Source organism: Mycobacterium sp. TH-M116 (assembly GCF_057473685.1).
Genome location: NZ_JBYCLC010000103.1, coordinates 1 through 9,500 on the forward strand (window position 1 = coordinate 1; position 9,500 = coordinate 9,500).

The window sequence follows — 9,500 nt, forward strand, 5'->3', positions numbered from 1 at the left end:
GTGCGCTGGAATACGTAGAGCCGCTGCGCCGCCGCGGCCAGATGCGGCACGCACTGGACCGCGGTCGCGCCCGTGCCGATGATGCCGACGCGCTTGGCCGCCAGGTTCTCCAGCTGCGCGCCGGTGTAGCCGTAGTCCCACCGGCTGGTGTGGAAGGCGTGGCCGCGGAAGCAGCCGAGGCCGTCGATGCCGGGCAGTTTGGGTCTGGCCTGGTAGCCGTTGGCCATGGACACGAACTTGGCCCGCATCTCGTCGCCGTGGTCGGTGCGGATGATCCAGCGGGAAGCTACCGCGTCCCAGCGGATTTCGTGTACATCAGTCCGTAGGCAGGCGTCGCGGTAGAGGTCGTAGTGCCGCGCGATGCGCTGGCAGTGCGCGAAGATCTCCGCACCCGTGGCGTATTTCTGCGTGGGGAGGTAGCCGAGTTCCTCGAGTAGCGGGATGTAGACATAGGATTCGACATCGCAGGCGATCCCCGGGTACCGGTTCCAGTACCAGGTGCCGCCGACGTCGGCCGCCCGGTCGATCAGCCGCACACTGTCCACACCGAGCTGGCGCAGCCGCGCCCCGGTGAGCAGGCCGCCGAAGCCGGCGCCGATGATCGCCACGTCGACCTCGTCGGTGATCCGGTCGCGGGTGAACGCCCCGTCCACCCAGGGGTCCTCGGCGAAGCGGGCGAATGCGCCCGCCGTCTCGACGTACTGCGCGATCCCGTCGGGCCGCAGTCGGCGTGCCCGCTCCTCGGCGTATTTGGCGCGCAGCGCCTCGACGTCGAACGCCAGGCCGGTGGTCTCGGTCAAGGCCTCGGGCTCCCTTCCCGCGACCCCGACTATATAATCAATCGTTTGATCACATCAAGGGTGCGGCGCCGAGCAGTGTCCCCCCGACCATCCGCTTGGCCGACGCCAGCGCCGCGTGGTAGTCCTCCGGCGGCAGGGTGGCCGCCAGTTCGGTCAGGCCGTAGACCAGTGAGTAGACGGCGTCGACCGCGCCGCGCGGGTCCGCCCGCCCGGCCAGCTCGCCGCGACGGCGTCCCTGTTCGACGACGGTCTCGATGATCTCACGTAACGCGTGGAAGCCGGTGTCGCCCGCTGCCCCCGAGCCTGCTGCGGCCGCGCCTTCGGCCCGGATCGCCCACTCGAACGCGGCCAGGTGGGGATACTCGCGCATCAGCCGGCCGGACTCCTCGAGCACCGCCTCGATCCGGTCGACGACGTCGCCGGCCCCGGCGGCGGCCGCACGCAGCCGCGGCAGCGCCACGTCGGTCCGCTCCGCGACGGCGGCCTCGATGAGGTCGGACTTGGTCGGGAAGTAGTTGTAGAGACTGGCGCTGGTCATCTCCGCCGTGCGGGCGATCTGGCGGATCGTCGCCCGCGAGTAGCCCACCTCGGCCACGCAGCGCATGGTCGCAGCGATGATCCGCCGGCGGGTCTGATCGCCGCTGGATCCGACCGGCCGACCCAGTCGCGGCGCCGCCATGGTGGTGTCCTTTCCTGCACCGCACCGCCCGTCGGGCACGATGTCGGTGCGGCCGAATATGATCGTGTGATCGATTAGTGTGGCACGGGCACGGGCACGGGCACGGGCACGGGCACGGAGGTGCGCGGTGGGAGTTCGACCGGCCGGCGGCGGGCGTCGCGCGGCATGACCGGCACCCGGTCCCGGCTGGGCCGCCCGGTGGGCGCCGACGGTGAGCAGACCCGCGCGCGAATCCTGGGCGCAGCCATGCGCTGCGTGGCCGCGGTGGGCTACTCGCGGGCGACGATCCGCCAGATCGCCCGCACGGCCGAGATGACCAGCGGCAGCCTGTATCACTACTTTCCCAACAAGTCCGAGTTGCTCGACGCGGCCGTGCGCGAGATCCAGGAGATCGCCGTGCCCCGGCTGCGCGCCGCCGCCGCGCGCACCGACGATGTCGTCGGCCGCCTCGAGGCCGTGCTGGAGGAGTCGGATCGGCTGATGCGCGAGTATCCCGATCTCGCCGCGTTCGAACGGGCGATCCGCGCCGAAAGCAGCGCCGCCGGACCCGGTCGGCCGGCGCACGCGGGACTGCAGGTACTGCGCGACGTGATCAGCGAGGTCGTCGAGGACGCCCGGGCGCGGGGCTCGCTGCCCGCCGACATCGAGCCGGGCGCCGCCGTGGACGCCATCTACGCCTTGACACGGGGCCTGACGGAGCGGGCTGCGAGCCTGACACCCGGCGCGTACGCGGCCACCCTGGCGTCGGCCAGGAGCCTGCTGCGCGGAACTTTGTTCGCCCGCGCACCCGGCGGTCCCCGACGATGACCCTGCTCGCCGCACCGCGGCTCGCCATACACGCGTTCCCACAGGTGCAGTTTGGTTTTCACCGCACCACAGCCGGAACACATTTTCGAGCTGGGGAACCATCTGTCGGCTTTGACCAGATGCGATCCATACCAGCGTGTTTTGTAGTCGAGTTGGCGAAACATCTCACCAAGGCCGGCATCAGCTAGCGCCCGGTTGAGGCCGGTCTTGGCGGTGGCGCCGTTTGGCAGGAACGCGCCAGGATTGTCGGGGTCGGGTTTGGGTTTCGGGCGGCGCATCATGTTCTTGACCGCCAGCGTCTCCCCACCGATCACCTGATGGGTTTTCGCCAGGCTCGTGGTGAGCTTATGGATCCGATTGGCCCGCAGATTCGCCACCCTGGCATGCGCCCGGGTGATCTCGGCCTGAGTCGACTCCCAGCCGCGCGACGCGTCCTGCTTCTGCCGGGCAGCTACGTTCCAGGGACCCCTTTGGCGCGCCGCTTTGCGTTGCAGCGCCCGCAGTTTCCTCAACGCCCGCTTGAACTCGCGGGGCGCGGTGTGACGGGCGATCTCGATCCCGTCCGGGCCGGCCACCACCAGCAAGTCCTTCACCCCGGCGTCGATGCCTACCACCGGCACGTCCGCTGTGACGCTGGCGAACAGCGTGGCTGGTCGGCGACGAACGGCACAAGTGAACGACACCAGCCACCGGCCCCGTGGGAAGCGCACCGTGGCACTCAGTATCCGCGCCGTGCCCGATTCAAGACGCCGTCCCAGCTTGCGAGTGGACTCGTGAGTATGGATCGTGCCCAGCACCGGCAGCGTGACGTGATGACGCGACGGCTCCACCCGCATGGCGCCGGTAGTGAACGTGAAGCTCTTGGCCGCCCGGCCTTTGTGTTTGAATTTCGGGAAGCCCATTTTCGGGCCTTTACGCTCACCGGTGCGTGAATCGTCCCAGTTCGACAGCGCCTCAGCGAGGTTGGCCACCGCATTGGCGTACGCCTCTTTACTGTTGTCCTGCCACCACGGGGAGCCATTGTCGCGTACCGCTACCTGATGCTTAATCTGGTTCCATCGGTTGCGTAGCTCTTGAAACGACCACGACACGACCGGCGTCAGCTGATCATCAGGAATCCCGTAAGAGCGTTCCGCCTTGCGCTGGTCCAGATTGGCTTTCACCGCGGCCAGCATCGTGTTGAACGCGAACCGCGCACCACCAGCATGCGACTCCAGCGCTACCACTTGGGCCGACGTCGGGTCCAGCGCGTACTGATACGCCTGCAAAACCCACCCCGACGAAACCTCCACCAACTCACCAGTTAAAGGATCGGTGTCATAGAGCGTGAACAGCACCGACACCGCCTCCACCACCGCCCGATGCGCCTCGAAATCCCCGCCGACATCCACCCGCGCTGACAATGTCGGCGTGCCATCGCGTTTCGGCTTGCCCGGCATATGCACACCACCGGTCGCCGCAGCGACTCTGGCGGCCTGTGCCCTGGTGCGCATCTGCACAATCATCTACGCCGCCTCACCACCGTCACCCCGCTTGGCGGCGGTAACCGCGCGCATCGCGCGGTTGCGCGCACCGGCAAATCTTGGGCCCTAAGCCGGGCGCACATCGACGTAAGCACCTCGATCATGTCTCGCACCAGATCATCGGTCGTCTCCCCATCGTCGACGATCACGATGCGCCGCCCCTGCGCAGCCAGCGGTGGCCCACCCGGTCAGTCAGGCCACCTGACGGTCCAAATCCGAGCGCTGATCATGCGACGAGACCCGCGCATACAGCACCACACGCTCGTCACCTGCCGCTGCGACATCAACCAAGATAGTGCCCGAGGGCAGCCGTCGAAACGGCACCGGCATCCGATCCTCACGCACCCACGCATAAGCCGTCTGCGGATGCACACCCACTGACCGTGCCCACGCCGCCAACTTCACAACAATTAGCCAAACATACATCCACTCACAAACACACACATCCACACGCGTCTCGCCGAACAGTTCGCAACCCTTCCCCAGGTGTGAATCAGCCCGTGGCGTAGCGATCGCGCAGCTTCGTCAACGTTGCCTCGATGCCCGCCGCGTTGGCCTTCAAGGCCCCGCTGAGTTCGTAGTATTTGTTCTTGATCGGGCCGCCGTCGCGGTAGTCGAACGTCTCGGTGACTCGCGTCGACGTCGGCGACAGCGAGTCGAATTCCCACCGCCAGCGGTGGCCCATCGGGTGACGCCACTCGACCACTTCGTTCGGCGTCAGGACGCTCACCGTGCTGGTGATGCGGTAGGGCACACCGAACATCTTCATGTTGGTCGAAAATTTGGATCCGACAACGATTTCCGCCGGCACTTTGACGGTGTCGCGAACGGTGCCCGACCCGTCGAGCTCATGGTGGCGGCGCGGGTCGGCGGCCAACGCATACAGTTCCTCGGCCGGGGCGGCCACTTCCACGGACCGGCTTATCTGTCGGGGTCCCGCATCGACAACGGCAACTTTCATGATGTCTCCCTCCGGTTGGACGACGGCGTCGGCCCGAACGTTACGCTTCGCCGAGTCGCGCTTGGCAAGAAAGGAAATCCAGGTACCCATGAGCCAATCGATCCCGGGCAAGGTGGCGCTGGTCACCGGCGCTGCGCGTGGACAGGGCCGGGCACACGCGGTACGGCTCAGCGCCGAGGGCGCCGACATCATCGCCGTGGACATCGCCGGGCCCCTGCCGCCCAGCGTTCCCTACGACTCGCCGACGCCCGAAGACCTGGCGGAGACAGCCCGCCTGGTCGGCGCCAACGGCAGGCGGGCCGTCACCGCTGCGGTGGACATCCGCGACCTCGACGCGCTCAAAGCCGCAGTCGAGGACGCGGTCGGCGAACTCGGCCGGCTCGACATCATCGTCGCCAACGCCGGAATCTGCAGCCCGGCGCCCTGGGACCAGATCACCCCCGAGGCGTTCCGCGACACCATCGACACCAACGTGACCGGCACCTGGAACACCGTGATGGCCGGTGCGCCGCACATCGTCGAGGGCGGTCGCGGCGGCTCGATCGTCCTGATCGGGTCGGCTGCCGGCATCAACATGCAGTCGTTCATGATCCACTACACCGCGAGCAAACATGCCGTCGTCGGGATGGCGCGCGCCTTCGCCGCCGAACTCGGCCGGCACAACATCCGGGTCAACAGCCTGAACCCGGGCGCGGTCGCCACCCCGATGGGCACCGGCCGCATGCGCGACGCGCTGCGCTCGGCCGCCGACAGCTACCCGCACCTGCGCGGCCTGCACAAGCCGCTGCTGCCGGAGGGCGTCGCGCAGCCCGAGGACATCGCCGACGCGGTTGCCTGGCTGGTTTCCGACGGGTCCCGGCTGGTGACGGCCAGCCAGGTGTCGGTGGACATCGGGGTCGGCTACGTCTGATCCCCACGGGTTGGCCGTCCCCGGTGGCAACCCACCGGGGGAATACCTTGGGAGTGGATCGGTCGGCCGGGTCTGCCCCGCGGTCGGCGACGAGGGAAGGAGCATCGTGACCACCAGCGAATACCAGGTCACCGGAATGAGCTGCGCGCACTGCGAGGCCGCCATCCGCAGAGAAGTGAGCCGGATCCCGGGCGTCGACAGCGTGGCCGTCAGCGCGGACACCGGCAGGCTCGTCGTCGCGAGCTCCTCGCCAATGGACACCAGGGCGGTGCTCGAGGCCGTCGACGAAGCCGGCTACGAAGCGGTCCTCGTGGCGTGCGAGCAGGTCGCTGGGGAGAGCACATCGTGATCGAGGCGGTCCGCAATCGGAATTAACGAAAGTCAGGACTGTTGAGCAACGTCATCGACCGGCTGTCGTTGCTGCACGGCTGGTTGCCGGCGACGGTGCAGGGACTCGCGCTGTTCGTGGCCCTCACCGCAGCCGGATGGCGCCGCCGCCGGTGGCGCGGCTGGGCACTACTCGCGGCGCTCGGCCTCGCGGCGGTGGTGACGGCGCTGTCGTACTGGTACATCACGACGCTGGGCGTGGCCGGCGACCCGGCGCCGGTCGCGCTGTGGCTCTGGATAGCGATGAGCGGACTCGCCGCCGCGGTGCTCGTGCTCGGCTGGCCGGGCGCCCGGTGGTGGCGGCGCGCGCTGGCGGTGCTTTCGGTGCCGCTGTGCGTGGTGTGCGCCGCGTTGGCGCTCAACGGCTGGGTCGGCTACTTCCCCACGGTGCTCTCCGCGTGGAATCAGCTCACGGGCGTACCGCTGCCCGACCAGATCGACCGGCTGCGGGTGACGGAGATGCAGATCGCCCACACCCGCCCGACCAAGGGTGTTGTGGTGCCCGTGATGACCGGCTCCGAGGTGTCCCATTTCCCGCACCGCCAGGAACTGGTGTACCTGCCGCCGGCGTGGTTCGGCAGCAATCCCCCGCCCCGGCTCCCGGCGGTGCTGATGATCAGTTCGGCCTTCAACACCCCGGCCGACTGGCTACGTACCGGCAACGCGTTCAACACCGTCGACGACTTCGCGGCGCGCCATCACGGTTTCGCCCCGGCCCTGGTGTTCGTCGACGCCACCGGCTCGTTCGACAACGACACCGAGTGCGTCAACGGCCGCCGAGGCAATGCGGCCGACCACCTGACCAAAGAGCTTGTCCCGTTTGTTGTCTCGAACTTCGGAGTAAGCCCCGACCGCGCCAACTGGGGCGTCGTCGGCTGGTCGATGGGCGGGACGTGCGCCGTCGATCTGACCGTGATGCACCCGGAGATGTTCAGCGCGTTCGTCGACATCGCCGGCGACCGCGGACCCGACATCGGCGGCAGGGAGCAGACGATCGCCCGGTTGTTCGACGGAGACGTCGCCGCCTGGGCATCATTCGACCCGGCTACCGTCATCGCCCGGCACGGTCACTACGAGGGGGTCTCGGGATGGTTCGACGTTCCGTCGTCGAGGACCCAGAACCTCGCCGAGACCGGCCCCGCCCTCGCCGCCGCCGGCGCCGACCCCGCCGCCAACCCCGAGGGCCAGGACGCCGCCGCCCGGGCGCTGTGCGAAATCGCCGGTGCGCACGGGATCGACTGCGCCGTGGTCACCCAGCCCGGCCGGCACGACTGGCCGTTCGCCGCCCAGGCTTTCGCCGCGTCACTGCCGTGGCTGGCCGCGGAACTCAACACCCCCGGGACCGAGCCTGTCGGGTTCCGGCGTTGACGGCGGCTTTGGGCGGCTGCGGGCGTGGTACCTCGGCTACTATAAGACGGACCGTCTCGTCTCGTATACGTTGAGTAGGTGGCCCCGATGACCGAGGACACGATTCAGGCGCTGCTGCGCAAGCGCATGTCCGATAAGGCGGTCGCCGTCAAACACACTGACCTGCAATGGGATTGGGGCCTTTACCTAAGGGGGTCGGCGGCCCGCGCGGCGGCCCTGATCGCCGCTGGCGACCCGAATCGGCCCCTGCACATCGGCGCGCTGCTGGGCAACGGCCCCGAGATGCTGAGCCAGATGGCGGCGGCGGGGCTCGGCGGATACGTGCTGTGCGGCCTGAACACCACCCGGCGCGGCGAGTCGCTGGCCGCCGACATCCGCCGCGCACACTGTCAGTTGGTCGTGACCGACGCCGAACACCGGCCGCTGCTGGACGGCCTGGACCTCGAGGACACTCGGGTCCTGGACACCTCGACACCGCAGTGGGCCGAGTTCGTCGCGGGCGCCGGTGAACTCGTCCCCCATCGGCAGGTCACCGCGATGGACCCGTTCATGATGATCTTCACGTCCGGCACGAGCGGAAACCCCAAGGCCGTGCAGGTGTCGCACCTGATGGCCACCTTCGCCGGACTCAACCTCGCGCAGCGCTTCGCCCTGACCGAGCGGGACACCTGCTATGTGTCCATGCCGCTGTTCCACTCCAACGCGGTCGTCGCGGGGTGGGCGCCCGCGGTGGTCTCCGGCGCGGCGATCGTGCCGGCGAAGTTCTCGGCGAGCAGCTTCCTGCACGACGTCCGCCGCTACGGCGCGACGTACATGAACTACGTGGGCAAGCCGCTCGCCTACATCCTGGCCACCCCGGAACGCGACGACGACGCCGACAACCCGCTGCGGGTCGCCTTCGGCAACGAGGCCAACGACAAGGACATCGAGGAGTTCGCGCGCCGCTTCGGTGTGCAGGTCGAGGACGGCTTCGGCTCCACCGAGAACGCCGTCATGGTGATCCGCGAACCCGGCACGCCGAAGGGCTCGATCGGCCGGGGAGCCGAGGGGGTGGCGGTGTACCACAGCGACACCGTCACCGAGTGCGCCCTCGCACGGTTCGACGCCGACGGCGCGCTCGTCAACGCCGACGAGGCGGTCGGCGAACTGGTCAACACGACCGGTTCGGGCTTCTTCACCGGCTACTACAACGACCCCGACGCCAACGCCGAGCGCATGCGCCACGGCATGTACTGGTCGGGCGACCTCGCCTACAAGGACGCCGACGGCTGGATCTACCTGGCTGGGCGCACCGCCGACTGGATGCGGGTCGACGGCGAGAACCTGACCGCGGCACCGATCGAGCGGATCCTGTTGCGGCACAGTGCGATCAACCGCGTGGCGGTGTACGCCGTCCCGGACGGGCGCGTCGGCGACCAGGTGATGGCCGCGGTCGTGCTCAACGCGGGCCACACCCTGGGCCCGGATTCGTTCGCGGCGTTCCTCGACGCGCAACCCGACCTGTCGCCCAAGGCCCGCCCACGTTACGTGCGCATCGCCGCCGACCTGCCCAGCACCGCCACCCACAAGGTGCTCAAACGCCGGCTGATCACCGAGGGCACCGCGGTAGGCGAGGGTGAGACGCTCTGGGAGCGCGAACCGCGTGGCACTGACTACCGCAGCGTCGCCCGCCGGCGGATCTGACCCTTGGGGCGTCGCACCCGTTTGATTGGATCCCTGGTTGTACCGCCCGCGATCTCGTCGCGCAGTTGCGCGATGTTCGAGATCTCCGCATACAGACCGCGGATCGCGTAGTCCAGCACGGCGAAGGAGAAGCGCTGCTCCGGGTCGTCGGCGAGGCCCAGGTCGCGGGAGCGCTGCCGCGACCACAGCGCCTCGTCGAGGCGCGCCCGGGTCGCTTCGAGGTGGCGGTCCAACGCGTCGACGATTCGCTCGGGGTCCTCGCCGCGGGCCAGCCAGGTCCTGAGGATGACGGGGTGCTTGATGACGACCTGGTCCTGGCCCGGGAAATGCTGCACCCAGCGGCGCAACGCCTCGAGTCCCGCGTCGGTCGTCTCGTAGAGCG

General features: G+C 68.7%; 8 protein-coding genes and 3 pseudogenes. 5 read left to right on the plus strand and 6 right to left on the minus strand.

Going from position 1 to position 9,500, the window contains the following annotated elements:
• Together AC2VOK_RS05010 and AC2VOK_RS05015 are read right to left on the minus strand one after the other, a co-directional pair.
• On the minus strand, positions 1-800 hold an 800-nt coding region (locus AC2VOK_RS05010), incomplete at its 3' end, for a flavin-containing monooxygenase (RefSeq protein ID WP_428899505.1).
• Between the two features lie 49 nt (positions 801-849).
• Positions 850-1,479: a TetR/AcrR family transcriptional regulator gene (locus AC2VOK_RS05015; protein ID WP_428899506.1), complete on the minus strand. Its 630-nt coding sequence runs from the start codon at positions 1,477-1,479 to the stop codon at positions 850-852.
• A 165-nt stretch (positions 1,480-1,644) separates the two neighbouring features.
• Between AC2VOK_RS05015 and AC2VOK_RS05020 the strand changes: the two genes are divergently transcribed.
• On the plus strand, positions 1,645-2,286 hold the full coding sequence (locus tag AC2VOK_RS05020; RefSeq protein ID WP_428899507.1) for a TetR/AcrR family transcriptional regulator: 642 nt from the start codon (positions 1,645-1,647) through the stop codon (positions 2,284-2,286).
• A 53-nt stretch (positions 2,287-2,339) separates the two neighbouring features.
• Here AC2VOK_RS05020 and tnpB read toward each other — a convergent pair.
• The 3 genes and pseudogenes from tnpB to AC2VOK_RS05035 form a co-directional block, all read right to left on the minus strand.
• A pseudogene (gene tnpB / locus AC2VOK_RS05025) lies at positions 2,340-3,791 on the minus strand (IS607 family element RNA-guided endonuclease TnpB); the annotation flags it as partial.
• Positions 3,792-4,214: pseudogene (locus AC2VOK_RS05030) on the minus strand (IS607 family transposase).
• An 88-nt stretch (positions 4,215-4,302) separates the two neighbouring features.
• Positions 4,303-4,770, minus strand: coding sequence for an SRPBCC family protein (locus AC2VOK_RS05035; RefSeq protein WP_428899508.1), 468 nt, complete (start codon positions 4,768-4,770; stop codon positions 4,303-4,305).
• A gap of 88 nt (positions 4,771-4,858) precedes the next feature.
• Here AC2VOK_RS05035 and AC2VOK_RS05040 point away from each other — a divergent pair, with 88 nt between their 5' ends.
• The 4 genes from AC2VOK_RS05040 (at position 4,859) to fadD1 (ending at position 9,118) form a co-directional block, all read left to right on the plus strand.
• On the plus strand, positions 4,859-5,680 hold the full coding sequence (locus AC2VOK_RS05040) for a mycofactocin-coupled SDR family oxidoreductase (RefSeq protein WP_428899509.1): 822 nt from the start codon (positions 4,859-4,861) through the stop codon (positions 5,678-5,680).
• 106 nt (positions 5,681-5,786) lie between these two features.
• Entirely contained in the window at positions 5,787-6,029 is a 243-nt protein-coding gene (locus AC2VOK_RS05045; protein ID WP_428899510.1) for a heavy-metal-associated domain-containing protein, read from the plus strand.
• Positions 6,030-6,070: 41 nt separating this feature from the next.
• Positions 6,071-7,435: an alpha/beta hydrolase gene (locus tag AC2VOK_RS05050; protein ID WP_428899511.1), complete on the plus strand. Its 1,365-nt coding sequence runs from the start codon at positions 6,071-6,073 to the stop codon at positions 7,433-7,435.
• Positions 7,436-7,522: 87 nt separating this feature from the next.
• Positions 7,523-9,118 (plus strand): fatty-acid--CoA ligase FadD1, encoded by a 1,596-nt coding sequence (gene fadD1, locus AC2VOK_RS05055; protein ID WP_428899512.1) that lies wholly within the window; start codon positions 7,523-7,525, stop codon positions 9,116-9,118.
• Here the strand turns inward: fadD1 and AC2VOK_RS05060 are convergent.
• Positions 9,088-9,500: pseudogene (locus tag AC2VOK_RS05060) on the minus strand (MarR family transcriptional regulator); the annotation flags it as partial. The gene fadD1 and the pseudogene AC2VOK_RS05060 sit on opposite strands and share 31 nt — an antisense overlap.